The 23792-nt window shown below is 66.9% G+C and carries 34 protein-coding genes and 1 tRNA gene; 6 read left to right on the top strand and 29 right to left on the bottom strand.

Features of this window, described 5'->3' with window-relative positions; all coding sequences use genetic code 11:
• Nucleotides 1-71: 71 nt before the first annotated feature.
• The 3 genes from ACSSVZ_RS02945 to ACSSVZ_RS02935 all read right to left on the bottom strand — a co-directional run bounded on the left by ACSSVZ_RS02945 (nucleotide 72) and on the right by ACSSVZ_RS02935 (nucleotide 3072).
• On the bottom strand, nucleotides 72-926 hold the full coding sequence (locus tag ACSSVZ_RS02945) for a GNAT family N-acetyltransferase (RefSeq protein ID WP_453968197.1): 855 nt from the start codon (nucleotides 924-926) through the stop codon (nucleotides 72-74).
• Between the two features lie 300 nt (nucleotides 927-1226).
• On the bottom strand, nucleotides 1227-1724 hold the full coding sequence (locus ACSSVZ_RS02940) for a CinA family protein (protein ID WP_453968195.1): 498 nt from the start codon (nucleotides 1722-1724) through the stop codon (nucleotides 1227-1229).
• A gap of 121 nt (nucleotides 1725-1845) precedes the next feature.
• Complete coding sequence (locus ACSSVZ_RS02935) at nucleotides 1846-3072, bottom strand: bifunctional 2-C-methyl-D-erythritol 4-phosphate cytidylyltransferase/2-C-methyl-D-erythritol 2,4-cyclodiphosphate synthase (RefSeq protein ID WP_453968194.1); 1227 nt, start codon at nucleotides 3070-3072, stop codon at nucleotides 1846-1848.
• A 149-nt stretch (nucleotides 3073-3221) separates the two neighbouring features.
• On the opposite strand from ACSSVZ_RS02935, the gene dusB reads away from it, so the two are divergent.
• The 3 genes from dusB to ntrC are packed head-to-tail and all read left to right on the top strand — an operon-like array spanning nucleotide 3222 to nucleotide 6816.
• On the top strand, nucleotides 3222-4247 hold the full coding sequence (dusB, locus tag ACSSVZ_RS02930; RefSeq protein WP_453968193.1) for a tRNA dihydrouridine synthase DusB: 1026 nt from the start codon (nucleotides 3222-3224) through the stop codon (nucleotides 4245-4247).
• Nucleotides 4244-5362, top strand: coding sequence for a two-component system sensor histidine kinase NtrB (locus ACSSVZ_RS02925; protein ID WP_453968192.1), 1119 nt, complete (start codon nucleotides 4244-4246; stop codon nucleotides 5360-5362). Before dusB ends, ACSSVZ_RS02925 begins: the two co-directional genes overlap by 4 nt.
• A complete protein-coding gene (gene ntrC / locus ACSSVZ_RS02920; RefSeq protein ID WP_453968191.1) occupies nucleotides 5362-6816 on the top strand; it encodes a nitrogen regulation protein NR(I) in 1455 nt (484 codons plus the stop codon). Before ACSSVZ_RS02925 ends, ntrC begins: the two co-directional genes overlap by 1 nt.
• An 84-nt stretch (nucleotides 6817-6900) precedes the next feature.
• Here ntrC and ACSSVZ_RS02915 read toward each other — a convergent pair whose 3' ends face one another.
• Both ACSSVZ_RS02915 and ACSSVZ_RS02910 read right to left on the bottom strand, forming a co-directional pair.
• Nucleotides 6901-7095: a sugar transporter gene (locus tag ACSSVZ_RS02915; RefSeq protein ID WP_453968189.1), complete on the bottom strand. Its 195-nt coding sequence runs from the start codon at nucleotides 7093-7095 to the stop codon at nucleotides 6901-6903.
• Nucleotides 7096-7342: 247 nt separating this feature from the next.
• Nucleotides 7343-7543: a hypothetical protein gene (locus ACSSVZ_RS02910; RefSeq protein ID WP_453968186.1), complete on the bottom strand. Its 201-nt coding sequence runs from the start codon at nucleotides 7541-7543 to the stop codon at nucleotides 7343-7345.
• 338 nt (nucleotides 7544-7881) lie between these two features.
• Between ACSSVZ_RS02910 and cysS the strand changes: the two genes are divergently transcribed.
• Both cysS and cimA read left to right on the top strand, forming a co-directional pair.
• Nucleotides 7882-9342 carry a cysteine--tRNA ligase gene (cysS, locus tag ACSSVZ_RS02905; RefSeq protein ID WP_453968184.1) on the top strand — a complete coding sequence of 487 codons (1461 nt, stop codon included), beginning with the start codon at nucleotides 7882-7884 and terminating at the stop codon, nucleotides 9340-9342.
• The gene (gene cimA, locus ACSSVZ_RS02900) at nucleotides 9339-10958 is read left to right on the top strand and encodes a citramalate synthase (protein ID WP_453968182.1); all 1620 of its coding nucleotides are present in this window, start codon (nucleotides 9339-9341) and stop codon (nucleotides 10956-10958) included. Before cysS ends, cimA begins: the two co-directional genes overlap by 4 nt.
• 45 nt (nucleotides 10959-11003) lie before the next feature.
• Here cimA and ACSSVZ_RS02895 read toward each other — a convergent pair whose 3' ends face one another.
• Nucleotides 11004-11603: an LOG family protein gene (locus tag ACSSVZ_RS02895; protein WP_453968179.1), complete on the bottom strand. Its 600-nt coding sequence runs from the start codon at nucleotides 11601-11603 to the stop codon at nucleotides 11004-11006.
• Nucleotides 11604-11855: 252 nt separating this feature from the next.
• Here ACSSVZ_RS02895 and ACSSVZ_RS02890 point away from each other — a divergent pair, with 252 nt between their 5' ends.
• Complete coding sequence (locus tag ACSSVZ_RS02890) at nucleotides 11856-13517, top strand: LysM peptidoglycan-binding domain-containing protein (protein WP_453968176.1); 1662 nt, start codon at nucleotides 11856-11858, stop codon at nucleotides 13515-13517.
• A gap of 240 nt (nucleotides 13518-13757) precedes the next feature.
• On the opposite strand, the gene ACSSVZ_RS02885 is transcribed toward ACSSVZ_RS02890, so the two are convergent.
• The 23 genes from ACSSVZ_RS02885 to ACSSVZ_RS02775 all read right to left on the bottom strand — a co-directional run bounded on the left by ACSSVZ_RS02885 (nucleotide 13758) and on the right by ACSSVZ_RS02775 (nucleotide 23759).
• Nucleotides 13758-13831 (bottom strand) — tRNA-Cys (locus ACSSVZ_RS02885).
• A gap of 108 nt (nucleotides 13832-13939) precedes the next feature.
• Entirely contained in the window at nucleotides 13940-15154 is a 1215-nt protein-coding gene (locus ACSSVZ_RS02880) for a hypothetical protein (RefSeq protein WP_453968174.1), read from the bottom strand.
• 208 nt (nucleotides 15155-15362) lie between these two features.
• On the bottom strand, nucleotides 15363-15620 hold the full coding sequence (locus ACSSVZ_RS02875; protein WP_453968171.1) for a hypothetical protein: 258 nt from the start codon (nucleotides 15618-15620) through the stop codon (nucleotides 15363-15365).
• Nucleotides 15613-15825, bottom strand: coding sequence for a hypothetical protein (locus tag ACSSVZ_RS02870; protein ID WP_453968169.1), 213 nt, complete (start codon nucleotides 15823-15825; stop codon nucleotides 15613-15615). The genes ACSSVZ_RS02875 and ACSSVZ_RS02870 overlap by 8 nt, the downstream gene beginning before the upstream one ends.
• The gene (locus ACSSVZ_RS02865) at nucleotides 15815-16000 is read right to left on the bottom strand and encodes a hypothetical protein (protein WP_453968168.1); all 186 of its coding nucleotides are present in this window, start codon (nucleotides 15998-16000) and stop codon (nucleotides 15815-15817) included. Before ACSSVZ_RS02865 ends, ACSSVZ_RS02870 begins: the two co-directional genes overlap by 11 nt.
• Complete coding sequence (locus tag ACSSVZ_RS02860) at nucleotides 15997-16194, bottom strand: hypothetical protein (RefSeq protein ID WP_453968167.1); 198 nt, start codon at nucleotides 16192-16194, stop codon at nucleotides 15997-15999. The genes ACSSVZ_RS02865 and ACSSVZ_RS02860 overlap by 4 nt, the downstream gene beginning before the upstream one ends.
• Nucleotides 16194-16505, bottom strand: coding sequence for a hypothetical protein (locus tag ACSSVZ_RS02855; protein ID WP_453968165.1), 312 nt, complete (start codon nucleotides 16503-16505; stop codon nucleotides 16194-16196). Before ACSSVZ_RS02855 ends, ACSSVZ_RS02860 begins: the two co-directional genes overlap by 1 nt.
• Nucleotides 16495-17208, bottom strand: coding sequence for a hypothetical protein (locus tag ACSSVZ_RS02850; protein WP_453968164.1), 714 nt, complete (start codon nucleotides 17206-17208; stop codon nucleotides 16495-16497). The genes ACSSVZ_RS02855 and ACSSVZ_RS02850 overlap by 11 nt, the downstream gene beginning before the upstream one ends.
• Nucleotides 17201-17419, bottom strand: a complete 219-nt coding sequence (locus tag ACSSVZ_RS02845) for a hypothetical protein (RefSeq protein WP_453968162.1) — start codon at nucleotides 17417-17419, stop codon at nucleotides 17201-17203. Before ACSSVZ_RS02845 ends, ACSSVZ_RS02850 begins: the two co-directional genes overlap by 8 nt.
• Nucleotides 17412-17801, bottom strand: coding sequence for a hypothetical protein (locus ACSSVZ_RS02840; RefSeq protein WP_453968161.1), 390 nt, complete (start codon nucleotides 17799-17801; stop codon nucleotides 17412-17414). Before ACSSVZ_RS02840 ends, ACSSVZ_RS02845 begins: the two co-directional genes overlap by 8 nt.
• Nucleotides 17798-18061 (bottom strand): hypothetical protein, encoded by a 264-nt coding sequence (locus ACSSVZ_RS02835; protein WP_453968159.1) that lies wholly within the window; start codon nucleotides 18059-18061, stop codon nucleotides 17798-17800. Before ACSSVZ_RS02835 ends, ACSSVZ_RS02840 begins: the two co-directional genes overlap by 4 nt.
• Nucleotides 18058-18501 (bottom strand): HNH endonuclease signature motif containing protein, encoded by a 444-nt coding sequence (locus ACSSVZ_RS02830; protein WP_453968158.1) that lies wholly within the window; start codon nucleotides 18499-18501, stop codon nucleotides 18058-18060. Before ACSSVZ_RS02830 ends, ACSSVZ_RS02835 begins: the two co-directional genes overlap by 4 nt.
• Complete coding sequence (locus ACSSVZ_RS02825; protein WP_453968157.1) at nucleotides 18498-18980, bottom strand: hypothetical protein; 483 nt, start codon at nucleotides 18978-18980, stop codon at nucleotides 18498-18500. Before ACSSVZ_RS02825 ends, ACSSVZ_RS02830 begins: the two co-directional genes overlap by 4 nt.
• Nucleotides 18977-19348 carry a hypothetical protein gene (locus tag ACSSVZ_RS02820; RefSeq protein WP_453968156.1) on the bottom strand — a complete coding sequence of 124 codons (372 nt, stop codon included), beginning with the start codon at nucleotides 19346-19348 and terminating at the stop codon, nucleotides 18977-18979. The genes ACSSVZ_RS02825 and ACSSVZ_RS02820 overlap by 4 nt, the downstream gene beginning before the upstream one ends.
• Nucleotides 19345-19554, bottom strand: a complete 210-nt coding sequence (locus tag ACSSVZ_RS02815; RefSeq protein WP_453968155.1) for a hypothetical protein — start codon at nucleotides 19552-19554, stop codon at nucleotides 19345-19347. Before ACSSVZ_RS02815 ends, ACSSVZ_RS02820 begins: the two co-directional genes overlap by 4 nt.
• On the bottom strand, nucleotides 19551-20063 hold the full coding sequence (locus ACSSVZ_RS02810) for a hypothetical protein (protein WP_453968153.1): 513 nt from the start codon (nucleotides 20061-20063) through the stop codon (nucleotides 19551-19553). The genes ACSSVZ_RS02815 and ACSSVZ_RS02810 overlap by 4 nt, the downstream gene beginning before the upstream one ends.
• Nucleotides 20060-21040, bottom strand: a complete 981-nt coding sequence (bet, locus tag ACSSVZ_RS02805; RefSeq protein WP_453968151.1) for a phage recombination protein Bet — start codon at nucleotides 21038-21040, stop codon at nucleotides 20060-20062. The genes ACSSVZ_RS02810 and bet overlap by 4 nt, the downstream gene beginning before the upstream one ends.
• On the bottom strand, nucleotides 21037-21504 hold the full coding sequence (locus ACSSVZ_RS02800) for an HNH endonuclease signature motif containing protein (RefSeq protein WP_453968650.1): 468 nt from the start codon (nucleotides 21502-21504) through the stop codon (nucleotides 21037-21039). Before ACSSVZ_RS02800 ends, bet begins: the two co-directional genes overlap by 4 nt.
• Before the next feature lie 62 nt (nucleotides 21505-21566).
• Nucleotides 21567-22046 carry a siphovirus Gp157 family protein gene (locus tag ACSSVZ_RS02795; protein WP_453968150.1) on the bottom strand — a complete coding sequence of 160 codons (480 nt, stop codon included), beginning with the start codon at nucleotides 22044-22046 and terminating at the stop codon, nucleotides 21567-21569.
• 41 nt (nucleotides 22047-22087) lie between these two features.
• The gene (locus ACSSVZ_RS02790) at nucleotides 22088-22378 is read right to left on the bottom strand and encodes a hypothetical protein (protein WP_453968149.1); all 291 of its coding nucleotides are present in this window, start codon (nucleotides 22376-22378) and stop codon (nucleotides 22088-22090) included.
• 184 nt (nucleotides 22379-22562) lie between these two features.
• Complete coding sequence (locus ACSSVZ_RS02785) at nucleotides 22563-22751, bottom strand: hypothetical protein (RefSeq protein WP_453968148.1); 189 nt, start codon at nucleotides 22749-22751, stop codon at nucleotides 22563-22565.
• Nucleotides 22748-23437, bottom strand: coding sequence for a Lar family restriction alleviation protein (locus ACSSVZ_RS02780; RefSeq protein ID WP_453968146.1), 690 nt, complete (start codon nucleotides 23435-23437; stop codon nucleotides 22748-22750). Before ACSSVZ_RS02780 ends, ACSSVZ_RS02785 begins: the two co-directional genes overlap by 4 nt.
• Complete coding sequence (locus ACSSVZ_RS02775) at nucleotides 23430-23759, bottom strand: hypothetical protein (protein WP_453968143.1); 330 nt, start codon at nucleotides 23757-23759, stop codon at nucleotides 23430-23432. The genes ACSSVZ_RS02780 and ACSSVZ_RS02775 overlap by 8 nt, the downstream gene beginning before the upstream one ends.
• Nucleotides 23760-23792: the final 33 nt, after the last annotated feature.

Below are 23792 nucleotides of genomic sequence, written 5' to 3'. Positions count from 1 at the left end.
CGCTCGGGCGGGATCGCCAGAGCGGCGCGAAACGTCTCCATGCCGGTTCCCGCTGGTGCGCCGGCGTGCCGTCAGCTCGCGTGGCGGCTGGCGTCGGCACCATAGTAGTTGATGTAGCGGCTGGAGATCCCGGACACCGGCAGAACGATCAGCACGTCGGTGGTGTTGAACTGGTGGTCGACCACCGCACCGTCGCCGATGAAGGCGCCCAGCCGCAGATAGCCCTTGATGAGCGGCGGCAGCGCATGCAGCGCGGCACGCGCGTCGACGGCCTCCTTCGGCATCCGGTTCATGCTGGTGTAGCGCTCGGGCAGCGCCTGCACGCGCCATTCATCGGGCGCGAGGCAATTGTGGTGCAGGAATGAGAGCGGCGTCGCGAGGCGCTCCGGGTCGGTGCCCTCGAGGCTGGCGCAGCCGATCATCACGTCGACGCCGTGCATCAGCACGTAGGACCAGACGCCGTGCCAGAGAAGCTCGACGGTGCGCTTGTTGCGGTACGGCTTCAGCACGCAGGAGCGGCCGAGCTCCATGAAGCGCAGGTTCGGATGCGAATCGATGATCGGCTGAACGTCGTACTCGCCGGAGGTGTAGAAGCCGCCGTTGAGGTCGGCGGTTTCCTGGCGCAGCAGCCGGTAGGTGCCGACCACCTGGGGCTTGCGCCGGCGGAACGCCTTCTGCGGGGCCTCGTGATCGAGGACGAGCATGTGATCGCAGAGCGCGTCGTAGGAGTCCTGGTCGCGCCGCGTTGCAAGCACATTGATGTCGGGAATCGCCGCCATTTCCTCATAGAACACCCGGTAGCGGATGTTCTGGGCCTTGCGCACTTCGGCCGCGGTCCGGGCGAGCCGGACCTCCAGCGGCCCGAGCTGGCCGAGGCTCGGCGAAAAACGGTCGCGCGGCGTAAAGCGGCCGTTGGCGAACCGCATTCCGGGAATCCATCGAACCGGGCGGCCATACGGTCGGTCGGCGGGAACAGATCGTCTCATGGATGGCTTTGGTGTCATTCGCTCATTGGCCGGCCGTCTGGCCCCCTCAGTCCGCTCTCAATCCACCGCCTAATGTGGGAGCGGAACGAATTCCAGCCGCTGCGGGCGAATGCTCAAACTCTGACCTGAGCGTCATCCCACCCGCTTGCTTGTTTGAAGCCGACCATACTTTTCCGGGCAAGCCGTGACAATCGGCACCCATTAAATTGTGCCGGCAGTGCGCCGGCGCAACAGCCCGGGTCAGCCGGCCAGCGTCTGCTCGATGAGGGCGAAGGCTTCCGCGACCGTTTCGAGCCGGACCTGTGCCCGTCCGACATCTCCGAATCGGCGCTCCCGGTGCAGTGTCGGGCGGCCGGTGCGGGCGACCGCGAAGTGGACCAGGCCGACCGGTTTTTCCTCGGTCCCGCCGCCCGGCCCGGCGACGCCGGAGACGGCGACGGTCACGTCGGCAATGGAGCGGGCCAGCGCCCCCTTGGCCATCGCCCGGACCACCCCTTCGCTGACGGCGCCCTGTTCCTCGATGAGGTCGGCGGCGACGCCCAGAAGCTCTCGCTTGGCGGCGTTCGAGTAGGTCACGAAGCCGCGATCGACGACGTCGGACGACCCGGCTACCTCGGTCAGCGTCGCCGCGATCAGACCGCCGGTGCACGATTCGGCGGTGGCCAGCATCACGCCGCGCTCCCGGCACAGCTGGAGGAGCGACGTCGCCGAAGCGATCAGGGTTGCGGATGTGGTCATGGGACCTCCTGGAGCAATTCCCGTTCCGATCGAAGCGATCCCGGCAAAGGGGATTTGCTCAACATATGTGAATCGGAAGCCGTTGTTGTCGACCAGGCGATCCGCCCGGTCGGAAGGGGCCTCAGCTTCCGCCCTCCGGCGACGAGGGGAGGGAAACGGTTGCGGTGGCGCTCGCGGCGATGCCCTCGCGCCGGCCGGTGAAGCCGAGCGTCTCGCTGGTGGTGGCCTTCACGGCGACCCGGTCGAGCGAGAGGCCGGCGATCTCCGCGATGCGGGCGCGCATGGCGTCGCGATGCGGTCCGATCTTCGGCCTCTCGCAGATGATGGTGAGGTCGAGATGGGTGATGCGGCCGCCCCGGGCCGCGACCTTCTGCACGGCGAATGCCAGGAACGCGTCCGAGGCTGCGCCTTTCCAGCGCGCGTCGGTCGGCGGAAAGTGCGCGCCGATGTCGCCGTCGGCGAGCGCGCCGAGGATCGCGTCGGTCAGGGCATGAAGGCCGACATCGGCGTCCGAGTGGCCGACGAGGCCCTGGTCATGGGCGATGTCGATGCCGCCGATGGTGACCGACGTGCCGGGCCCGAAGCGGTGCACGTCATAGCCGGAGCCGACGCGGACGTCCGTCAGCGGCGCGCCGGCGGCCGTCAGGTGCGCGCCGGCCTCGGCGATGTCTGCGGCGGTGGTCAGCTTCCGGTTCATCGGGTCTCCCGGCACGATCGCGACGGTCAGTCCGTCCCATTCGGCGATGCTCGCATCGTCGGTGAATCGGTCGGGGTCGTCCATCGCCGCGCGTCGGTGGGCCTCCAGCAGCGCCGAGAAGCGGAAGGCCTGCGGCGTCTGCACCGTCCACAGGCCGTCGCGCGGCACCGTTTCGATGACCCGCCCGGCGCCATCGACGCGCTTGACGGTGTCGGTGACGGGGAGGGCGGGAATCGCGCCGTCGGCATGGCCGACGGCCTCCAGAAGCCGGTCGATGAGCGGCGGGGCGACAAATGGCCGGACGCCGTCGTGGATGAGGACGATGTCGGGCGCCTCAGCCGCGAGCGCTTCCAGCCCGAGCCGTACGGAGACCTGCCGCGAGGCGCCGCCCGCAATGGGCGGCGAGACGCGCGGGTCGCCGGTTGCCGCCTCCACGTAGAGGTCCGCGTCGTCCGGGTGGATGACGCAGCAGACCCGGGAGACGCGCGGATGCGCGAGCAGGGACCGCAGCGTCCAGGTCAGGACGGCCGCCCCGCCGATCCGTCGGTACTGCTTGGGCAGCGGCGCGGCCGGATCGGCCGCACGCACGCCCCGTCCCGCTGCGACGACGAGGGCCGCGACCCGAATTCCGCCGTTTTCTTCACCGTTCACCAAGGCCCAATCCGTTCCCTCGTTCCTTGCACCTTCACGCCAATCGTTTAGTTCGTGATCGCTGCAACCGACAAGGCACGGAGTTGCTTGCTGTTGCCTCAGAAATGGCTACATTATAGGCAACGCATAATTTTGCGTAGAGAGTAGGCATGCCGGACCCCTCTTCCCCCCCGGCCTTCCGGATAGATCGCCTGTCGGTTCCGAACAGGGTGCTGCTTGCGCCGATGTCCGGCGTCAGCGACCTCCCGTTTCGCCGCATTGCCCATCGATTGGGCGCTGGCCTCGTCTTTTCGGAGATGGTGGCCGGCGACCGTCTGCTTGCCGGCGACATCGAGGCGACTTCGAAGGCCGACTGCGCCGACATGTCGCCGCGGGCGGTGCAGCTTGCCGGCTGCCGCGCCGACTATCTGGCCGAGGCGGCGCGCTTTGTCGAGGCGAACGGCGCCGATCTCGTGGATATCAACATGGGGTGCCCCGCCAAGAAGGTCACCGGCGGCCTGGCGGGATCGGCGCTGATGCGGGACCTCGACCATGCCGTGTCGCTCATCCGCGCCGTGGTCGCGGCGGTGTCCGTTCCGGTCACGGTGAAGATGCGGCTTGGCTGGGACGAGGCGACCATCAATGCGCCGGAACTCGCCCGGCGCGCAGAGGACGAGGGCGCGAAGCTCGTCACCGTGCATGGACGCACGCGCCAGCAGTTCTACAAGGGCCAGGCGAACTGGGACGCGATTCGGGAGGTGGTCGAGGCCGTCTCGATCCCGGTCGTGGCGAACGGCGACTGCGCCACGGCGGCCGATGCGCGCGAGATGCTCGCCCGATCGGGCGCCGCGGCGATCATGGTGGGCCGTGCGGCCACCGGAAAGCCATGGCTTCCCGGGGCGATCGCCCGGGCCCTCGATGCCGGCTGCGCCGACGCGGTCGCACCGGATGCGGGAACGCTTGCCGCCATCAGCGCCGGCCATTTTTCGGCTTGCGTCGATCACTACGGCGACGATGTCGGCGTGCGGACCGCGCGCAAGCATCTGGCCGCCGCCCTCGAGCACACCGTCGCGACCGGATGCGCCAGCGACAGGCCGCATCTGCGCCGCGCGATTCTCACCGAAACGAAGCCGGAGGCCGTCCTGCGCCTTCTGGCGGTCTGGTTCGACGAAACCCCAAAGGAGCAAGCGGCATGACAGACGCGCGGGCCTTCCTGTCCGAAGCGATGCTCGACGCCCTGCCGCATCCGATCGTGCTCCTCGACGAGAGCGACCGAATCCGCGCGGCGAACAGTGCCGCCGAGGCGTTCTTCCAGGCGAGCCTTCCGGTTCTCAAGCGGACCCGGCTCGCCGACCTGATTCCGTTCGGCAGCCCGCTGTTGGCACTCCTCATGCAAGTGCGAACGCGCGGGGGGGCGGTTGCGGAGTACCGCATTGATCTGTCCTCACCGCGGCTTGGCGCCGACCGCATGGTCGACATCTACGCCGCCCCCACATCCGAAGAGACGCGCGACATCGTGGTGATGCTGCAGGAACGCACGATGGCCGACAAGATGGACCGTCAGCTCACATCGCGCGGCGCGGCACGAACGGTCACCGGCCTGGCCGCGATGCTGGCGCACGAGATCAAGAACCCGCTTTCGGGCATTCGGGGGGCGGCGCAGCTTCTCGAGCCGAGCCTGAACGAGGAGGATCGCCCGCTCGCCCGGCTGATCACCGACGAGACCGACCGCATCGTGAAGCTCGTCGACCGCATGGAGGTGTTCAGCGACGAGCGGCCGATCGAGCGGGAGCCGGTGAACATCCACGCCGTGCTCGAGCACGTCAAACGGCTGACCGCCTCGGGGTTCGCGCGGCAGGTCCGGATCGTCGAGGAATACGACCCCTCGCTGCCGCCGGTGCTGGCCAACCGCGACCAGCTCATCCAGGTGTTCATCAATCTGGTGAAGAACGCGACCGAGGCGATCGGCGACCGGCACGATGGCGAGATCGTGCTGTCGACCGCCTTCCGGCCGGGCATCCGGCTCTCGATGCCGGGCAGCACGGACCGGGTCAGCCTGCCGATGGAATTCTGCGTGCGCGACAATGGGTCGGGCGTGCCGGAAGACATCCTGCCGCACCTGTTCGATCCGTTCATCACCACGAAGACCAACGGGTCGGGTCTCGGCCTCGCGCTCGTCGCGAAGATCATCGGCGATCATGGCGGTGTCATCGAATGTGACACCAGCAACGGCGGCACGACGTTCCGGATCCTCATGCCGGCCTTCTTCGAAATCAAAGGCCACCAGGGCGGCCAGGCTACGGAGCACTAATGTCCCAGGGAACAATCCTCGTCGCCGACGACGACGCGGCCATTCGCACCGTCCTCAATCAGGCGCTGTCGCGCGTCGGGTACGATGTCCGGCTGACGTCGAACGCCACGACGCTATGGAACTGGGTCAGCCAGGGCCTGGGCGATCTGGTCATCACCGACGTGGTGATGCCCGACGAAAACGCGTTCGACCTCATTCCCCGGATCAAGCGGATCCGGCCGGACCTGCCGATCGTGGTGATGAGCGCGCAGAACACGTTCATGACGGCCATCAAGGCGTCCGAGCGCGGCGCCTACGAGTATCTGCCGAAGCCCTTCGACCTGAAGGAGCTGACCTCGATCATCGGGCGGGCGCTCGCGGAACCGAAGACGCCCCGCGACACCGAGCAGGCGGCGGATTCCGGCGAGAAGATCCCGCTCGTCGGCCGGTCTCCCGCCATGCAGGACATCTACCGGGTCCTCGCCCGGCTGATGCAGACCGACCTGTCGGTGATGATCGTGGGCGAGTCCGGAACCGGCAAGGAGCTCGTCGCCCGGGCCCTCCACGACTACGGCAAGCGCCGCAAGGGGCCGTTCGTCGCCATCAACATGGCGGCCATCCCCAAGGATCTCATCGAGGCGGAGCTGTTCGGCCACGAGAAGGGGGCGTTCACCGGGGCGGCCACCCGCCACGCCGGCCGCTTCGAGCAGGCCGAGGGCGGGACCCTGTTCCTCGACGAGATCGGCGACATGCCGATGGAGGCGCAGACGCGGCTGCTGCGCGTGCTGCAGCAGGGCGAGTACACGACGGTCGGCGGGCGCACCCCGATCAAATCGAACGTGCGCATCGTCGCCGCCACCCACCGCGACCTGCGCCAGCTGATCCGCCAGGGACTGTTCCGCGAGGATCTGTTCTTCCGGCTGAACGTGGTGCCGATCCGCATTCCGCCGCTGCGCGAGCGGCGGGAGGACATTCCGGATCTGGTCCGCCACTTCTTCGTGGAGATCGAAAAGGAAGGCCTGGCCCCGAAGCGCATCGAGCAGGACGCGCTGGAACGCCTGCAGGCCTATCGCTGGCCCGGCAACGTGCGCGAACTGGAGAACCTGGTGCGTCGCCTCGCGGCGCTCTATCCCCAGGACGTCGTCAACGCCGCCCTGATCGAGCACGAGCTGGAACAGGCGGATGCGCCGGTTTCCATGGAGGACGAGGGGTCGGAAGGGCGCGACGACGAGACGCTGCCGCTGTCCGTCGAGCGGCACCTGAATGCCTATTTCACCAGCTTCGGAAACCAGCTCCCACCGCCGGGGCTCTACCACCGGATCATCCGGGACGTGGAGTATCCGCTGATCTCGGCAGCGCTGGCGGCCACGCGCGGCAATCAGATCAAGGCGGCCGAGCTGCTGGGCGTCAATCGCAACACCCTGCGCAAGAAGATCCGCGACCTGGACATCCAGCTGATCCGCTGGAACCGCTGAAGCGAAGCCGGCAATCGCGGGCGCGTCCTGACTGGGGCGGGGCGCGGCCTTGCGCGGATCGATCGTTCCCGGGCGGGGATTGGCCTACCGGATGCGCATCATCGCCGGCAGGAGCACCGGGCCCTGGCCGCAGGAGATGCCCCGGGCGTAGCACAGCACCTTGTCCGACAGGACCGACGGCGTTCCGTGGAAGGCAACCGCCGAGGCCGCGATCGGGCCGACCATCAGGGTGGCCATCAGTGCGCCGGCGGAAATGGCCTGGATCAGGGTGCGGGTCATGGGGGATACTCCGGTTCACAATCGGGAGCGCCGGGTTGGTGGCGCCGTGTTGATTGCGAGACTGACGGAGTGGCCCTGAACCGATCCTGAGCCGGTCTTTTAGCTGGGGTTCAGAATGATGAATCGCCCGCCGGAATGGCGGGCTGCGGCGCTGTCGGACTTCGCCCTGGACACGACGAAAGGCGCCGGCGGCCTCTCTCGAAGGCCATCCGGCGCGGGCGGGTAAGACTTGCAGAAAGGCGGGCGGCTACTGCTGAAAGCCCTGCAGGTTTGCGAGCATGCGGGCTTCGGCACACTCGGACCCGGTCATGCCGCAGGGCATGCGTTCGGTGATGACGCCGGGCTCGCGATTGAGGCGCGCGGCGCTGGCGAAGAGGACGGTCGGGCCGACTGCGATGACGGCGAGAATGGCGCCACCACAGATCGCCTGGAGAGCGATGCGGATCATGGTCGACGGCTCCTTATCGTATCCGGATCTTATCCAGCCAAGGGGCCGACGCGATGGCGGCGGCCTCTCGCCTGGGCGGGTCGCTGCCCACCTCCGTTCCCCAGAGCCTATTCCGTAGGCGTTAAGAGAAGCTGAATCCCGGCCGGACCGTCAAACCAAGGCTTGACGAAGTCCTCGCGATGGAGGATCACCGAAGCCATGAAGACGCACGTCGCTGCAGCCATCATCTGCGGGATCATTATTAACAGCTAGCGCTCGCTGGCTGTGGCCGTCTTCTTCTGCCCAAACGGACAATCGGAAGAGATCACGGACCCGGCCGGCGACGGAGGGATTTGGGCATGGCGCCTGAGAGCACGATCTCGCTCCACAACACGCTGACGCGACGCAAGGAGCCGTTCGAGCCGATCGATCCGGCGAACGTGCGCATGTACGTCTGCGGGCCGACGGTCTACGACCGCGCCCACATCGGCAATGCGCGCCCGGCGATCGTGTTCGACGTGCTGTTCCGGCTGCTGCGCCATGTCTACGGCGACCCGCACGTCACCTACGTGCGCAACATCACCGACGTCGACGACAAGATCAACGCGCGGGCGGCCGAGCGCGACATCACCATCCGCGAACTGACCGAGACGACGCTCGCCGAATACTCTGACGACGTGGCCGCGCTGCAGTGCCTGCCGCCGACCCATCAGCCGCGGGCGACCGAGCACATCGGCGACATGGCGGCGATGATCGAGGCCCTGGTCGCCTCCGGCCACGCCTACGTCGCGGAAGGCCACGTCCTCTTCGACGTGCCGTCGCTTCCGGAATACGGTCGCCTGTCGGGCCGCTCGATGGACGAGATGCTGGCCGGCGCGCGGGTCGAGGTGGCGCCCTACAAGAAGGACCCGGCCGACTTCGTGCTCTGGAAGCCGTCGGCCGCCGGGGAGCCGGGATGGCCGAGCCCGTGCGGGATCGAGGGCGAGGGGCGGCCCGGCTGGCACATCGAGTGCTCGGCGATGGCCGACCGGTTCCTCTGGACGGCGCTGGAAGACCGTCTCAGCGAGGCGGCGCGCGCCCAGCCGCATCAGTTCGACATCCACGGCGGCGGGATCGACCTCGTCTTTCCGCACCACGAGAACGAGGTTGCCCAGTCGCGCGCCTGCTTCCACACCGGCGGCATGGCGACGGTGTGGATGCACAACGGCTTCCTGCAGGTGGAGGGCGAGAAGATGTCGAAGTCGCTCGGCAACTTCATCACCATCCGCGACCTGCTGAGCACCGAGGTGTTCGGCGGCCGGACCTGGCCGGGTGAGGTGCTGCGGCTTGCGATGCTGGCAACCGACTACCGCCAGCCCATCGACTGGACGGTGAAGGGGCTGCAGGAAGCGGAGACGACCCTGCGCCGCTGGAGCCGGCGCATCGGCGACGCCGCGGCGACCGACGCCGAGCCGGACGCCGACGTGGTGGCCGCGCTTGCCGACGACCTCAACACGCCGAAGGCGATCGCCCGTCTCCACGGGATCGCCAAATCCATCAGTCAGGACGGCGCCGACCCGAAGGCGGCCGCCCGGCTGGCGGCCTCGCTGGCGCTTCTCGGCTTCGATCTGGGGTTCGCGTCCGCCGCGCAGGCGCCGCCGCCGATCCCGGAAGCCGAGATCGCCGCGATGATCGAGGCCCGGGTGGCCGCGCGCATCAACCGCGATTTTGCCGAGGCCGACCGGATCCGCGACGTGCTCGTGCAGCACGGCATCGTCCTGAAGGACGGCAAGGATCCGGAAAGCGGCCAGCTGATCACGACGTGGGAGGTTTCCAGATGACCGAGAAAGAGACGCTGACCCTCTTCGACACCACGCTGAGAGACGGCGCGCAGACCAGCGGCGTGGACTTCTCGCTGGAGGAGAAGATCGCGGTCGTCGATATCCTGGAGGCGCTCGGCGTCGACTACATCGAGGGCGGCTACCCGGGCGCCAACCCCACCGACACCGCGTTCTTCACGGTGCCGAGGACAACGCGGGCACGCTTCACCGCGTTCGGCATGACCAAGCGGGCCGGACGCTCGGCAGCCAACGATCCGGGCCTGCAGGGGCTTCTCCAGTCGGCCTCGGATTCGATCTGCTTCGTCGCCAAGGCCTGGGACTACCATGTGCGCGTCGCGCTCGGCATCTCGCTCGAGGAAAACCTCGACGGCATCGCCGACTCGGTCGGCGCCACCTTGGCGGCCGGCAAGGAGGCGCTGGTCGATTGCGAGCATTTCTTCGACGGCTACGCGGCCGATCCGGAGTTCGCGCTCGCCTGCGTGGAGACGGCGTACCGGGCCGGCGCGCGCTGGGTCATCCTGTGCGACACCAACGGCGGCACGATGCCGGACACCGTCGAAGCGGTCGTCGCCAAGGTCTGCGAACGGGTGCCGGGCAGCCATCTCGGCATCCACGCCCACGATGACACCGGCCATGCCGTCGCCAATTCGCTGGCCGCCGTGCGCGCCGGCGTGCGTCATATCCAGGGCACGCTCAACGGCCTCGGCGAACGCTGCGGCAACGCCAACCTGATCACGCTGATCCCGACGCTGAAGCTGAAGGCGCCGTACCGCGACCGGTTCGAGATCGGCGTCAGCGACGACGCGCTCGCCGACATCACGCTGCTGTCGCGGCGCTTCGACGAGCTGCTGAACCGGGCGCCGAGCCAGCATGCGCCCTATGTCGGCGTGTCGGCCTTCACCACCAAGGCGGGCATCCACGCCTCGGCGATCCTGAAGGAGCCGGAAACCTACGAGCACATCCGTCCGGAGATCGTCGGCAACCAGCGCCGGGTGCTGGTCTCCGACCAGGCGGGCAAGTCCAACCTGATCTCCAAGCTCGAGCGCTTCGGCATCAAGGTCGCCAGCGACGATCCGCGCCTCGACCGGCTGCTGAGCGAGGTCAAGCAGCGCGAGGCCGAGGGCTATTCCTACGAGGCGGCGGACGCGTCGTTCGAACTGCTGGCGCGCCGCATCCTGGGCTCGGTGCCGGACTTCTTCGAGGTGGAGTCGTTCCGCGTCATGGTCGAGCGCCGCCACAACGCGATCGGCGAGCTGGTGTCGGTCTCCGAGGCCGTGGTGAAGATCAAGGTCGGTGGCGAAACGGTGATGTCGGTGGCGGAGGGCAACGGCCCGGTGAACGCCCTCGACGTTGCGCTCCGCAAGGACCTCGGCCCCTATCAGGACGCGATCGCCGACCTCGAGCTGCTGGACTTCAAGGTCCGCATCCTCAACGGATCGACGGCTGCGGTCACCCGGGTGCTGATCGAGAGCGGGGATTCCCACGGTGCCCGCTGGTTCACCATCGGCGTGTCGCCGAACATCGTCGACGCGTCGTTCCAGGCGCTGACGGACTCGATCACCTACCGCCTCATGAAGATGAAGGCGGGCGCGGACGTGCAGGTCGCGGCGGAGTAGATCCGCGTCCGATCCGACGGGTCCGACACCCGATCGGAGGCGCGACTACAGCCCCTCGATGGGCGCCTTCATGCCGCTGCTCGCCGTGGTTCGGCCGAGCGCGTCGCGCAGGCGCGGGATCACGTCCGCGATCCTGTCGGCGACGACGAAGGTGACGTCGAGGCCCGGCCGCAGGAACGCCTCCTGGCGCATGTGCGCAAGCAGCACCGTCAGCGGCTCCCAGAAGCCCTCGATGTTGGCGAGCAGGATCGGCTTCCGGTGCTGGCCGAGCTGTGCCCAGGTCATCATCTCGACGACTTCCTCCAACGTGCCGACGCCGCCCGGCAGCGCCACGAACGCATCGGCGCGCTCGAACATGATGCGCTTGCGCTCGTGCATGTCGACGGTGGTCACGAGTTCGGTCACGTCGTTCAGCATCACCTCCCGGTCCTTCAGGAACTGGGGGATCACGCCGGTGACGGTGCCGCCGGCGGAGAGCACGGAATGGGCGAGGGTGCCCATCAGGCCGACGGAACCGCCGCCGTAGACGAGCTCCAGCCCCTCTCCGGCAAGCGCCCGGCCAAGCTCCGCCGCTGCGGCTTCGTAGGCGGGATTGATACCGTGGCCGGAGCCGCAATAGACGCAAACGCGCTTCAGATGTGTCATGGCATCGATGTGGCAGGCGGGCCGAGGGCCGTCAAGAACGCCGTCGGCCTCCGTCCGAATGGCCGGCATGCAGTTGTGTGGCTCGGATTTCGGCGCTAATAACCGGAAAGTTATTGCGATTTCGCACTTGAAGTCGAGCCGCCGCAGGCCCGATTATTCGACGACACACGCGCCGAATCAGGCTCGACAGTTCGGGCGCGCGACCCGGGGCCGGCGGCGTACCGCAATTCGTGCGCCACTGGATCGAAAATCATGAGCTCACGTTCGAGCGCTGGCGCTATCGTCTTTGTCGTCGCCATTGTGGGCATCGGTCTGTTGGCCGCCTATCGGGCGGAACGGAAGGTGCCGGACGCGGCGGGCTCCGCGCCCCCGTCGGCGTCCGTCGGCGACACCGCCGATGCGGTGGCCACCACCCCGATCGCGCCGGCGCGCGACGAGGCCGGTGCTTCCTCCGGCGCCGCGCCCGCCACGGCGGAGGCGCCCCCGGCGGCTGAACCCGAAGCCGCCGACACGGCTTCCGGCACTCCCGACCCCGCACCGCCTGCGCAGTCCGCCTCGATCGCGCCCGCGCCGGCATCCCCTGCCCAGGGCGCGCGGACGGCGGCCGCCCCTGACACGGCATCCGGCAAGCCGGGCGACGCGGACAGCGCGTCCGAGGACGCGGCGCCCACCTATGATCTGGTGCGCGTCGAGCCGACCGGCGATGCCGTCATCGCCGGCCGCGCCGGGGCCGGCGCCACCGTCGAGCTCGAAGCCAACAGCAAGGTCGTCGGATCGACTGTGGCCAACGACAGCGGCGAATGGGTGATCGTCCTCGACCAGCCGCTCGCGCCGGGCGACTACGACATCGCGCTCAGGGCGAGCGCGAAGAACGCCAAGGCGCCGACGACCTCGAACGACCGGCTCGCGGTCTCCATTCCGGCCAACCGCACCGAAACGCCGATGGTGGCGCTGTCGCGGCCCAACGCTCCGATCCAGGTGCTGCAGAAGCCGGCCGCGACCATCGAGCCCCCCGCCACCCAGGTTGCGGCCGCAGAACCGTCGCCGCCTGCGGGCGGGACGGACGCCGCCGCGTCGGCGGACGTCGCTGCATCCGGCCATCCCGCGCCCGCATCCGCCGCCGACGGCGCACCGGCATCTTCCGGCCCGGCGCAGGCGAGCGGGACGGCCGCTGGCCGTGACGGCGGGGCCGATCGCCCGAACGCGGGCGAGGAGGCGCCTGCCGCGCCGAAGGTGGCGGCACCGGCTGCCGAAGCACCCGCGCCGCCTGCCGCCGCGGCAGAGTCCGGCGCTGCCGCGGGGGCGGTCTCCACGGCGGACGCGCCGAGCGCGGCCCCGTCCGGCGCCACCGCCGGCCAGAAGGCGCCCACCCCGCAGGATGCCGTTCCGGTGACGATCGAGATCGCCGAGGCGGAAGGCAACACGTTCCGGCTGCAGGGAACGAGCAAGCCCGGCGCCGACATCTGGGTCTACCTCGCCGGCGAGTACATCGGCGAGGCCCATGCCACCGATGCCGGGCGCTGGTCGTTCGAGGCGACGATGGACTTCGAGGAGGGCGACTACAGCATCCGCGTCGACCAGGTCGCCAACCGGGCGGGCGCGGTGGCGACCCGGGCCGAGGTTCCGTTCGCCTTCAAGCGGGCCGGCAAGGGGCCTGCGGTGGCCGCTGGCGACACCAAGGTGGCGGTGCTCGGCGAAACCGAGGACGGCGTGCGGGTGCTCATCCGCCGCGGCGACAATCTCTGGACGATCGCCCACCATTTCTATGGCGACGGCTTCAGCTACGCGAACATCTACCGCGAGAACAACGGTCAGATCCGCAATCCGCACCTGATCTATCCGGGCCAGGTCTTCGTGATGCCGGGCCTGACGAAGAAGGACATCGGCGACGCCGCCAAAGGGCGCGCGCTCTGACCGATCCTCTCCGGCGCCATGTCTCGTCGGCGTGTCGGTGCGGGTGCGGATCGGCGCGGTGGGTCGCCCGTCTCCCGATTTAGACGATCGGAAGCGATCGGGACCGGCTTCGTAGCGGCGCAGCCCGAAGCGGCCGCCATCCCGCCGCTCACCGAAGTGGCGAGCCGGATCCGAGCGTCGGCGGACCGCTGAACTCAGCGCCGCGGCCGCATGCAGGTCGGAGATGGTCGGGGAAGCGGATGGAGGCGACGGCCGGAATCGAACCGGCGTGCACGGATTTGCAGTCCGCTGCGTAACCACTCCGCCACGTCGCCAACAGGGGCGAATACTTATTCGGCCTCAATCACTTAATCAAGCCCGAAAATATCTTGTGGGAACAGCTGTCCGCAGCCTTGTGGGAACTGCATTCCCCGCATGTTCCGTCACGACGCCTTCGCCTGGTCAGCCTGCCGGTGTGCCATGCGCTTCATCGTCGGCGCCATGGCCCGTTCCAGCGACCGCTTCATGTAGCCCCGGTAGGCGCTCTTGGTCCGGTGTCCTGATAGAGCCATGCCGTCCCCATCGGACAGGCCGGCATCGTCGAGCTCGTTCAGCCCGCCGTGCCGGCAGGCGTCCAGGTTGAAGCCGACAAGCCCCGCGCGTTCCGCGATCGAGCGCACGATGTGGGCAAACCTCGATCCTCGATACTGCTGCCCCTGGGGCCCGAGGATCATCGACACGCCCCGCCGCGGTAGCTTCCACAGCACCGTTTCGGCATCGGCGTAGAACAGCACCCGCTCGCCCGATTCCGGGTCCTCACCTTCCAGCGGGTGCCAGACGAACGCTCCGGTCTTGTGATGCTCGATCCGGAGAGCGTTCGGCCAATCGCGATTGCGATAATCCCCCCACCTGATCTTCCCACTGATCACGTTCTCAGGCCGCTGCAGCCACTCGAAGCAGATCACGGCGGCCGCGGCGCACTCCGGCCGGCCCTCGGCAATCGCCGCCTCGGTGAACCGGTAGACCGTCTCGCGATCCACCGCGGCCTTTTCAGTCCTGGTGTGCTGGATCTTCGCCACGCCGGCCCATGGGATTGCGTCGGCCTGTGATCCGAGCAATGCCGGGTGATGCGGCCGCAGGCGCTTCCACACCGGGGTCAGGTAGCGGATCGCCTTGTTCGCCTGGGCGACGGACCATTCCTCGCTTATCCGGTCGTAGAGCTTCTGGGCGGCCGTCACCGTGATCGTGTTGACCGCGGCGTCTCCGATCGTCCCGCCCGATTTCGCCGGCATGTCGCACAGGCGGCGGAACAGGCGCTCGTAGTCCGGCCTGGACCGCGGCGCCACCTTGCGCGTGAACACGGCGTGCTCGAGGTAGACCTCGAACAGGAGCCAACGAAGCGTGCTGTGCTTCGGCCTGGCGTCGGCGTTCGGCTGGGCCCGATCCTTCAGCCACGCATGGAGATGATCGTTGTGGGGCCGGGCGGCCTCGTCCAGCGCGTTCTGAGAGAGGTTGGTGCCGAGATGCACCGTTTCGAACGGGAACGGCTCACCGGCCTCCTGTGCGGCCTTGCGGTACTTCGACGGCGGGATCCAGAAGAACGCCGTGCCGCCCTTGCGCTCCCGGTCCTGGACATAGGGCGGTTTGACGATCGACACGGCTACCACGCCTCTCCTGCGTCCAGGACTCCGTCCTCCCGGCATTGATCGTCACCCGTTTCCTTCGCCTCGCCACGGGCGAAGAATAGGACGATCCGTCCGTCCGGGTCGATCTCCGCCCGATCAATTGGCACGCCGGCATCGCTCGCGCCACGCAATGCGCGCTTCAACGCAACCTGGCTGAAACGGGCGCCGGCGCGGGGCATGGCTATTCGGAGCCCGGAGGGAGGGCGTTGACCACTTCGGCGGCCGCATCCCAATGAGCTTTCACCCCCGCCGCGAAGTCCTCCGGCTCAACCCCTGCCAGGATCGCAACGCGGGCAGCCAAGCTGTGCAGGTAGTTGAGCATCGTGTCCGTGTCGTCGCCGACGATGGCGATGAGCGAGCGCAATGCGATCTTCTCCTTCGGAGAAAAACAGGAGACGACTTCGGCGTCTGTTAATTTCCTCGTCACGTTTCTACCCATCGTCCTGTTCCTTCTCGTCGGAGCCCGGAGAGCCGCTGAGCGTCACGCCCCGCGACCGCAGTACGACCCGGAGGCGCGCGGCTTCGGACAGCCATGCCTCTTGCCGTTCTGCCGGCAAATCATCGAACAGCGGGCGCACCGGGCCGCGCATGTAGAAATTGCGGATCGCGTCGGCGAGGACGTGGTCGATCGGTTCACCCGGCATCGTTCTTCTCCCGCACCTTGAGGGCTTCGCGGCGCTCCGCCAGTTCGGACAGCCAAGCGGATTCCTTGGCGCTGTCGTGATGAAGCTTCCACCACGCCACTTCGTCCTCCGCCTCTGCGATCATCCTGCGCAGCGTGTCGGCCGGGGTGGGTGGGGAGGTCATGGGCGGGGTCATTTCTCGCCTCGCTGGTAGGCGGTAGCCGCCGCCTCGACGGCCTTGTCGACGCTGTCAGCCTCTCGGCCGATGTAGCGCCGACGGTCTTTCGACATCAGCACGACGCGCGGCTTGTTCGCGCCGGCACTGGAGTAGATGACGAAATCGACATCCCGCGGCAGGCAAGCACGGATAGATCGCTCGATCAGTTCCATCACGGCACCTTGTGCGGGTTATCGAGGGCACGGATGGCGTTGGCCGCATCGGCCCGCCCGTGCCCGTAGGTGTTCGTTCCGCCGGTGCTATGCTCGTCCGCCACCCCCGCACTCGCCTCTCGCCCGGCTTCCCAGGCGGCGGCCTCGCGGGCCTTGACCTGCGCCTCGGTGTAGACAGGCCGCTCTTCAGTCTCGATCTCGCCGAAAATCTGGGAAGCGTCCGGAGCGCGTCCGTCCTGCCATTCGCTCCACGGGCCTCCAGCCCATCGCCATCTGTACTGCCATTCGGCCGGATCCATCTCAATCGTCATGGCCGTCTCCCTGGAGGGCGGAGCGGATCGGAGGCGAGGGCCGCCAGTCGCCGAACGGCTCGGGGCAGTTCTTGAACCCGTACTCATCTGCCTCCTGCCAACGGCCCATTTTCCCGTGCTTTCGCTGGGGCGCGCCGGGCTTGTAGGGGAGCCATCGATAGGTGCATTCGGCGCGGACCGTGATCCATTCTCCGGTCTTCGGCTTTTCGTCAGTTCGCCAGCGGTCGCCCATGGCGGCGATCGTGGCGCGGGCTTCGGCGAGGGCTGCTTCCGCTTCAAGCGCGCGGGTCATCTGATTTTCGGCGATCTGGTAGGCTTCCTTGGCCTCGTCTTTCCAAGACACCCGCCAGAGCGAGCTATTGCAGTTGGGGCACTTGTCGCCGGGGTTGTCGCGAGGCGTGACCGTGCCGTCTCTGGCGTTGAGGTTGCTCTGCACGAGCCTGAATACGCACTTCGGGCATTGCCAGACGCCCGGAACGTAGATATCGCGCGGTGCGGCCTGCTCGACCCTGTCCGCATCCGGCTCGACGGAGGGGGCGGCGTCCATCGCCGCGCCAAGCTCGGTCAGCGCTTCCTCGATGCTCTGTGCGTCCAGCGCTGCCAAGGTCGAGAGGTTGATATCACCTTTGCGCCAGTCTTCGAGAAATTCACAAACTGAAACGATCACACGCGTGAACGCCTCTGACGGCACTGTCTTAGACATCGGTCGGGTCCTTTCGGCTGCGGGCGGCATCACGGCATGGGCCGCACTGCTCCCAGTCCAGTTCGCCATGCTCGCAAGGCGTGGTGAATGCTCGTACCCACGACGCTCGCTGATCTGCGATTTCGTCTTCGGTCATGACGTGGTTGCGTGCCTTCTCAAGCAGCGCGTCCAGATCGGGCCGTTTCGGCGCAGGCACTCCGAGGTCACCCATCGGCATTGTCCTCCACGGGGGTGAGGTCGGAGATGTCGTGGGGGCCAGCCGACGGTGTGGACGCACTGACGATGTATTCCGGCCTTGCACGCATGTTGCGAAGGTAAGCACGCCGTCCATCGGCGCTGAGAGCATCCACGTCGCCAACCCAAGACGGCTCATTGGGAACGCCTACTGTGTCTCCCACCTTGATCTCCGGCCGGGCGCGGCGGATGAGCGTGGAGGCGGCGACGGTTTCTCGGTAGATGAACCGGCTTTGCAAGCGCCCCTGTGTGCCGAAAGTGACCACCCAGCAGGCTTCGCTCTCATCGTGCATATCCACCAAGCCCGTAAACGTTCGCACGTCGCCGGGGCGGACTTCACTCGGGTCGTCGGTGGTCATGCTGCGTCTCCGTCATTGTCGGGCACCAGTCGGAGAACCGGGGCCGCACTGCGGACATCGACACGCTCGACCGTGACGTTGAACTCCCGGCTCTCGCCGTCGTCGTTTCCGTGGATGCTGTCGATGTAGCCGACGATCGTCACGGGGACGCGCATGTTCTCCGGACACGGCCCCATGCGGGGGCGCCCTTCGAACAGCTTGGTAAGCCGATCGCGGCCTCCTTTGACATCGAGAATTGCGAACGTGCTCTGGATCTTCATCCCACTCTCCGTTTCTGAAACCCGCCGCCGCGAAGCTTCCGGCCCTTCGGCCATGCGCGCTTCGGCTTGGCCGGCCCCTCTATGCTGTGGTCGCGGGACTCGCTCGGGGGGGACCGCTTGGCCTCGAGGCGCTTCATCTTCGCGATCCGGTGCTTATCCGATCCCGCCGTCGTCGCCTTCCGACCGTTCGTCTTGATATCGTGGCAGTCCGGGCAGAGGGGCCGGAAATTATCGAGGTCTTCCGGGCCGTCGAGCGCCCGTGCGTGCATGTGGTCGAACTGCGTCTCGTGCATACTCGGCAGGTGCTTACCGCACTCGTGGTTCAGCTCTGGAAGACCAGGGCAGCGGCAATAGCGCGCCATGATCTGGAGCTTCTGCTTTTCGGTTGGCTGCCGGCGCTTGGCTTTCGGCGGGGCGGGGGCGGGCTCGCGGATCGTCATGCCCACATCTCCCGCCAGTTCTTCTCCCAGTCGGGATGCCGCTTGCACATGGCGTCATGGCCGTGGATCTCGGGGAAGGCTCCGCAGTCGCCGCACGGGTTCATGGCCGGAGCGTCGCGCTTCGAGATCCGGGCGATGCCGGTCCGGCAGAATCCACGGCTATTGTGGTGAGGCTCGAACTCGTAGCCGCCGGATCGGCTTTCAGCGCCGGGGCTCACGAAGACCACGACCTTGCCGCCGTTCATCTGCACGACGTGCGCGGGAAAATCAGCGTAGACAACATCGCCTTCCGGGCCCTCAAAATCAGCCGCGAGCCTTGCCCAGACAGCATCACCGGGGCGGTAGGCAGGCTGTCGCCAGCGGCACCGCCAACTGACGAGCGACACGGCTAGGCCCTTGATATGTGCCCGGACCCTTTCGCGTTCAGCGCAGTGTTGTCCTCCGAACGCGCATCCCGCGCATGGGCGATAGCTGGTCATAGGGTTTCCCTCGCCGCGATCTGAACTTCGGATTGCGCGTGCATGGCGTCGGCGCGCTCCAGACGGTCTACGTCCTCGCGGATGACTGCCCGCGCGGCGTCCTGTCGTTCGAACAGCAAGAGGTAGTCGTCGAGCGTGCTGTGTCCGCCGTCGATGGTCGCCGACCGCAGGCGGGACAGAACATCTTCCGGCAGGCCCCGCTTGGCGGCCTCGCGCTGGATAGCGTCCCGCCAGATCTCGCGGCGCATGCCCGGCGATAGGGAGCCGAACGCCCGCTCATCGCCGTTGAAGGTCCCGGCGGGCAGATCACTGGCATCCGGGATAGGCGGTCCCTTGCGGGTCCAATAGGTTTCCGGCTTCCGCATCATGCCGCCTCTCCCCCGCCGTCTCCCGGCTGCGATAGCTCCAGCTTCCGCCGCGAGTAGATCTCAGCGCAGAGAGACCGCACCCCGTGGCGGAGGATCGACGCGCTGTTGTCCCGGCCGACCGCGTCCAGCCTGTCCATGGTCTTTGCGTCCCGGACCGCAGCGGCGAAATCGGCGATCATCTCGGATGCTCGATATGCCTCGATCATGCCGCCATTCCTGCCTGCTTGTGGAGCGTCCCGGCGTCCACGCCAATCATCTCCGAGATAATGTCGAGCACGGCGGTCTTGCTCTCCTGGAAGGCCTTCCCGCGCATCGCCTGGCGTGATTGGGATTGCGCGCGGTGCACGGTCACCACAGGCCCGTTGATCGTGATGACGGCGTACCCGTCGATCTGGCGAAACAGGGTGGCCGCTTCCATCGCCTGCCGATCGTCCGCCGCGATGATCTCGTGCACGTCGCAGTACCCGGCCTTCACGAGCGCAAATTTTCGGAGGTGCTCCGACGTTGGGAACCGGGGCGCGATCTTCTCGGGAAGGTTGGCCCAGGCATCGTGCACGGCCGCGAAGAAGTGCGAGTGCGACTTCGCCGACCGTTCCTCCGCCGGCGCGAGCCGGTAGACCTCACCGATCACGTATGCCCGGTCGCACGCCGCCCCAAAGCCCTTGAGGGGCACCATGGCCTCGCCATCCCATGAAAAGGGGATCGGGCGCGTCATGCCGCCTCGCTCGCCCGCAATTCAGCGAGCTTCCGGTCGATGGCGTTCCTGACCCCCAGGGCGTCGTTCTTCGCCTTCGCCCAAAACTCGCGAAGGGAATGGGTGTTCATCCCGGTGAACTGGTCGATCTGGTCCGCCGACCGTGACGGGTCGTTGATCCATTCGAGGATGCGATCAGCGAGGGTCCCGACCGGCACCGGCTCCAGCGGCATCCCTGCCAGCCAGACGATCATGACGCTGTTCGCGCCGGACGTGAGCAACAGGCGGTTTTCCTGTTCCTGCTGCAGAAGCGCCTGCGATGCCGTCATGTCGTCGACGACGGCTCGGTCCATCTCCTCCTGGACGTAGACGCCGCTGAACTGGTCGGGCCACCCGGCGCGAAGGGCCTGCGCTTCGGCGCACTTGGCGATCATGACGCGGGGCATCCGCCCCCAGTTGCCGTCCTCGTCGAGCTTCAGCGTCTCAGCGCCGCGCGGCACCTTCTTCTTCTTCGGCTTGCCGGTGTCCGGCCATACTTCGCCGGTCTCGACCCAGTCGTAGCCGTCTTCCGCGTCCTTCTTGATCGGAGCGAACTCGTCCCAATAGGCTTCGCCAGCGACCTCGTACCAATCCCCTGAGCGGTCGTCGCGCTGCCAGAGTGTGACGCGGGCGCAAACGATGCCGAGCGGGTTTGTCGGGGAGCGCGATCCTTCATCGATGATGTACTCTGCCGGCTTCGAGGCCGGGCGATAGTTGCCGCAGCGCTGTGCCAGAATCCGGAGGCCGTCTCGGGTGACGACGATCGACATGCGCCGCTTCGACTGATCCTTGGCGTTCTTGCCGAAGACAAGCGGGATGATCTGCTTTCGGAACGGGTCGAGCCCATACGAGCGGGCAGCTTCCACGAAAAGGTCGAATTCCTCATCGTTGCAGTCGCCTGCGATCGTCCGCTTGACGAGAGCGAGCTGACCGGTGTTGAGCTTCGCGACAGCGTTCATGATTTTTCCCCTCGATGGTAGTATTTCAAGCTTCGGACTCTGGCACTGTCCGGGTCTGCCCAATAACGCTCTCGGACGCGACTACGCTCTGCTTCCGCGTTGCGGGAATAGTGGCGCCGAGACGCGGCGCGCTGACATTCTCTGCAAGTCCCAGGCCCATTCTTTTGATGGCCGTTTTTGCACTTTGTGGCGCCTTCCGATCCATTACGCACCCGCCCCTTAAGGGCCGCATCGTGCATATTGTCCGTTGCTGTTCCGAGGAACAGATGAGAGGGGCGCACGCAGCGTCTATTGTCACACTTGTGACAAACGAAAAGCCCGTATGGGATCTCTCCAATATTTAGTTCATACGAAAGACGATGAGCCGAGATATGCTTTCTGCTTTTATTCGATCGACTTCCAGTATAAAGCCTTCCGTATCCATGGGAGGAAAGATACCCGGACCATTCCCAGCATCCATCCATATTCGATGTGTCTACGTTCTTCCAAAATCTGCTTTCTGCTGATCTTGCTTTCGTCCCCGGTTTCATCGGCGCCTCACGAATAAAGACACGCCGCCGTTGTCGAGCGACGCCCCGGGGATGTGTTCGCCCTTCGGCAGCGCGCCAAGCGCATCCGTCAGGGCCTTCTTGTCGAGCGTCGGATCCGGCGCTGGCTTCTGCTTCCAGAACTTCGGCGGGATCGCGGACTCGTCTGTGATGATCAGGCCGGGCGGCGTCTTGCGGATGCTGAGCGTCATGGTCGGCCGGCGCAGCGGCTCGCGCATGTCCAGCACGACGAGGGCCTGTTCGATCGCGGCGCGAAGGTGCATCTGCCTGTCCTCTGCGCTTTTCTTGCGCGCGGTCAGGTCCGCCATCTTCGCGGCGATGCCGGTCAGGAGAATGTCGCACTCATCCATCTGGGCAACGGCCCCGTCGATGGCTTCCATCAGGCCGGTCTCGCCTTCGACGGTGTCGGCCAGCGCTTCCTCATCATCGCCGACGATGTCGCGGACGGTGCGCAGCAAGAGCTTCGCGGCCTCGGTCTCGCGACGGATTGCGTGTTCGTTCATGTCGTCGATCCCTTCAAAAGCTGGTGTGCGTTAAACAGGTGCCGGTATCCCTCGCGGATCTCCTTCAGGATCTCCGAATCCTCAGGGCTTCCGGCGTCGCCGATGTCGATGAACCGGACCTCGTGATCCCGTAGCGCGTGGAGCGCGGCGCCCAGGCCCTCGCGGAACTCGGTGCGCTCGGATATGCGATCGAGCGCTTCGGTGCGGAGCTTTTCGCCCAGCCGGGCTATGATCCTGTCCAGCGGGGCGGAGACGTGCTCCGGAGGCGGGGTGAACTGGCGGGTCATGACGAGACCTCGGATCGCCGCCGGCGCCGATAGATCCGGTGCGCCGTGTAGAGCGGGGACGGGGCCGGCGTGCCGACGCAACGCGGGTTGGTGATCTGCCAGCCTTTGTCGGTATCCGTCAGGACTTCATCGTCCGCTCGGATCATCTCGCCTTCGGACAGTCGCCGATATCGCGGGTCCCAGCTCATTTCAGATCCCCTTTCCCCCGGCAGACATCGCACCGACGGGTGCACAGGTCGCAGCTGCCCTCCGGATCGATGCACGCGAATTCCTCGAAGCAGTCGGCGTAGAAGCCTTCGCCCCCGCATTTCCAGCAGGTGGAATCGTCGCCATCGAAATCGTCGAAATCGTCTATGCTCGGCGCCGTGTTCATCCCCCGTCCCCCTTCGGCTGGAGGGCGGCGGACGCAAGCTTTCCGATCTGCTGGAAAATGCTCCAGAATTCGATCGGTGAGACGCGCATCGGCTGCGGTTCACCGGTCGGTTCCGGTTGCTGGCCCACGCCATGAATGTTGACGTAGGAGATCAGCGAGAAAATCGAATCGAGCGCGGCCGTAAGCCTCTCCACCTCCGCCCGTAGCGCGTCCTCGGTGGGGCGGGTGTTCCAGAGGGCGATCGCTTCGGCCGGTTTCGCGCGCCAGCCTGTGGAGGCGCGGCCGCAACACGAGATGCTGAACCTCCACGGGAGAAAGGGAATCGTGTAGAGGCGAAATCCACCTTCCTTCGGGCGGTCATCGCCGACCATGCGCGGAGTCTTCGCGCAAAATGGGCACGGCGCGAGCGTGTCAACGTGGATCTTGTGCGCTCCGCCCTTTTCACCCGGCTCGGCAGCCGTCCACTCCAGATTGGCCGGGACCGTCCGGACGTAGCCGTTCCAGTGAGAAAAGCTCGGCCACAGTTCATTGTCGGCATAGCCCATGCCGCACGAAGACACTTCGCACGTCCATTCCGGGCGCAAGGTGAGCCCGCTGTAGTCCTTCTCCGGCAGGCGCCACCAATAGACGCCAGCTTCGGTCGGGCGCTCGTCTGCCCAGCGCTTCCACTCCCTGATCTCACCCATGCTCGCCTCCCTCCAGAGCGGAGAGAAGGGCGTCGGCGGCCTTGACGCGGATGCGGAGCTTGTCCCCGACCCCTTCCCATCGGCTGTCCGTTTTCGCCGCGTGGTCAGCGTTCGATGCCGCGATCATCAGATCCGTTCGGCATTCCTGAAGCTCTCTGGCGAGGTCAGGAGCCGCTGCGATCAGACGGGCAGTCGCCTTCTCGTCGTGGTCATCATCCGCCCAGACGCAGGCGACAACGTCGCCGACCCAGCCATCCCAGTTCGCCCGCACCATGGTCAGGCAGTGCCCGGTGTTCAGCGAGGCCCATGCCTTCTTCGACATGGTCATCTCGGATGCGGTCCACGGACCGGGCAT

This window comes from Amorphus sp. MBR-141, from assembly GCF_053628695.1.
This window is presented reverse-complemented; position numbering and strand designations above follow the sequence as displayed.

What these genes read in the sequence shown, in the direction of transcription:
- ACSSVZ_RS02945 (WP_453968197.1), bottom strand. Translation starts at nt 926, where the DNA reads ATGCGGTTCGCCAACGGCCGCTTTACGCCGCGCGACCGTTTTTCGCCG.
- ACSSVZ_RS02940 (WP_453968195.1), bottom strand. Translation starts at nt 1,724, where the DNA reads ATGACCACATCCGCAACCCTGATCGCTTCGGCGACGTCGCTCCTCCAG.
- dusB (WP_453968193.1), top strand. Translation starts at nt 3,222, where the DNA reads ATGCCGGACCCCTCTTCCCCCCCGGCCTTCCGGATAGATCGCCTGTCG.
- ACSSVZ_RS02925 (WP_453968192.1), top strand. Translation starts at nt 4,244, where the DNA reads ATGACAGACGCGCGGGCCTTCCTGTCCGAAGCGATGCTCGACGCCCTG.
- ntrC (WP_453968191.1), top strand. Translation starts at nt 5,362, where the DNA reads ATGTCCCAGGGAACAATCCTCGTCGCCGACGACGACGCGGCCATTCGC.
- ACSSVZ_RS02915 (WP_453968189.1), bottom strand. Translation starts at nt 7,095, where the DNA reads ATGACCCGCACCCTGATCCAGGCCATTTCCGCCGGCGCACTGATGGCC.
- ACSSVZ_RS02910 (WP_453968186.1), bottom strand. Translation starts at nt 7,543, where the DNA reads ATGATCCGCATCGCTCTCCAGGCGATCTGTGGTGGCGCCATTCTCGCC.
- cysS (WP_453968184.1), top strand. Translation starts at nt 7,882, where the DNA reads ATGGCGCCTGAGAGCACGATCTCGCTCCACAACACGCTGACGCGACGC.
- cimA (WP_453968182.1), top strand. Translation starts at nt 9,339, where the DNA reads ATGACCGAGAAAGAGACGCTGACCCTCTTCGACACCACGCTGAGAGAC.
- ACSSVZ_RS02895 (WP_453968179.1), bottom strand. Translation starts at nt 11,603, where the DNA reads ATGACACATCTGAAGCGCGTTTGCGTCTATTGCGGCTCCGGCCACGGT.
- ACSSVZ_RS02890 (WP_453968176.1), top strand. Translation starts at nt 11,856, where the DNA reads ATGAGCTCACGTTCGAGCGCTGGCGCTATCGTCTTTGTCGTCGCCATT.
- ACSSVZ_RS02875 (WP_453968171.1), bottom strand. Translation starts at nt 15,620, where the DNA reads ATGGGTAGAAACGTGACGAGGAAATTAACAGACGCCGAAGTCGTCTCC.
- ACSSVZ_RS02870 (WP_453968169.1), bottom strand. Translation starts at nt 15,825, where the DNA reads ATGCCGGGTGAACCGATCGACCACGTCCTCGCCGACGCGATCCGCAAT.
- ACSSVZ_RS02865 (WP_453968168.1), bottom strand. Translation starts at nt 16,000, where the DNA reads ATGACCCCGCCCATGACCTCCCCACCCACCCCGGCCGACACGCTGCGC.
- ACSSVZ_RS02860 (WP_453968167.1), bottom strand. Translation starts at nt 16,194, where the DNA reads ATGGAACTGATCGAGCGATCTATCCGTGCTTGCCTGCCGCGGGATGTC.
- ACSSVZ_RS02855 (WP_453968165.1), bottom strand. Translation starts at nt 16,505, where the DNA reads ATGACGATTGAGATGGATCCGGCCGAATGGCAGTACAGATGGCGATGG.
- ACSSVZ_RS02850 (WP_453968164.1), bottom strand. Translation starts at nt 17,208, where the DNA reads ATGTCTAAGACAGTGCCGTCAGAGGCGTTCACGCGTGTGATCGTTTCA.
- ACSSVZ_RS02845 (WP_453968162.1), bottom strand. Translation starts at nt 17,419, where the DNA reads ATGGGTGACCTCGGAGTGCCTGCGCCGAAACGGCCCGATCTGGACGCG.
- ACSSVZ_RS02840 (WP_453968161.1), bottom strand. Translation starts at nt 17,801, where the DNA reads ATGACCACCGACGACCCGAGTGAAGTCCGCCCCGGCGACGTGCGAACG.
- ACSSVZ_RS02835 (WP_453968159.1), bottom strand. Translation starts at nt 18,061, where the DNA reads ATGAAGATCCAGAGCACGTTCGCAATTCTCGATGTCAAAGGAGGCCGC.
- ACSSVZ_RS02830 (WP_453968158.1), bottom strand. Translation starts at nt 18,501, where the DNA reads ATGACGATCCGCGAGCCCGCCCCCGCCCCGCCGAAAGCCAAGCGCCGG.
- ACSSVZ_RS02825 (WP_453968157.1), bottom strand. Translation starts at nt 18,980, where the DNA reads ATGACCAGCTATCGCCCATGCGCGGGATGCGCGTTCGGAGGACAACAC.
- ACSSVZ_RS02820 (WP_453968156.1), bottom strand. Translation starts at nt 19,348, where the DNA reads ATGATGCGGAAGCCGGAAACCTATTGGACCCGCAAGGGACCGCCTATC.
- ACSSVZ_RS02815 (WP_453968155.1), bottom strand. Translation starts at nt 19,554, where the DNA reads ATGATCGAGGCATATCGAGCATCCGAGATGATCGCCGATTTCGCCGCT.
- ACSSVZ_RS02810 (WP_453968153.1), bottom strand. Translation starts at nt 20,063, where the DNA reads ATGACGCGCCCGATCCCCTTTTCATGGGATGGCGAGGCCATGGTGCCC.
- bet (WP_453968151.1), bottom strand. Translation starts at nt 21,040, where the DNA reads ATGAACGCTGTCGCGAAGCTCAACACCGGTCAGCTCGCTCTCGTCAAG.
- ACSSVZ_RS02800 (WP_453968650.1), bottom strand. Translation starts at nt 21,504, where the DNA reads ATGGATGGATGCTGGGAATGGTCCGGGTATCTTTCCTCCCATGGATAC.
- ACSSVZ_RS02790 (WP_453968149.1), bottom strand. Translation starts at nt 22,378, where the DNA reads ATGACCCGCCAGTTCACCCCGCCTCCGGAGCACGTCTCCGCCCCGCTG.
- ACSSVZ_RS02785 (WP_453968148.1), bottom strand. Translation starts at nt 22,751, where the DNA reads ATGAACACGGCGCCGAGCATAGACGATTTCGACGATTTCGATGGCGAC.
- ACSSVZ_RS02780 (WP_453968146.1), bottom strand. Translation starts at nt 23,437, where the DNA reads ATGGGTGAGATCAGGGAGTGGAAGCGCTGGGCAGACGAGCGCCCGACC.
- ACSSVZ_RS02775 (WP_453968143.1), bottom strand. Translation starts at nt 23,759, where the DNA reads ATGTCGAAGAAGGCATGGGCCTCGCTGAACACCGGGCACTGCCTGACC.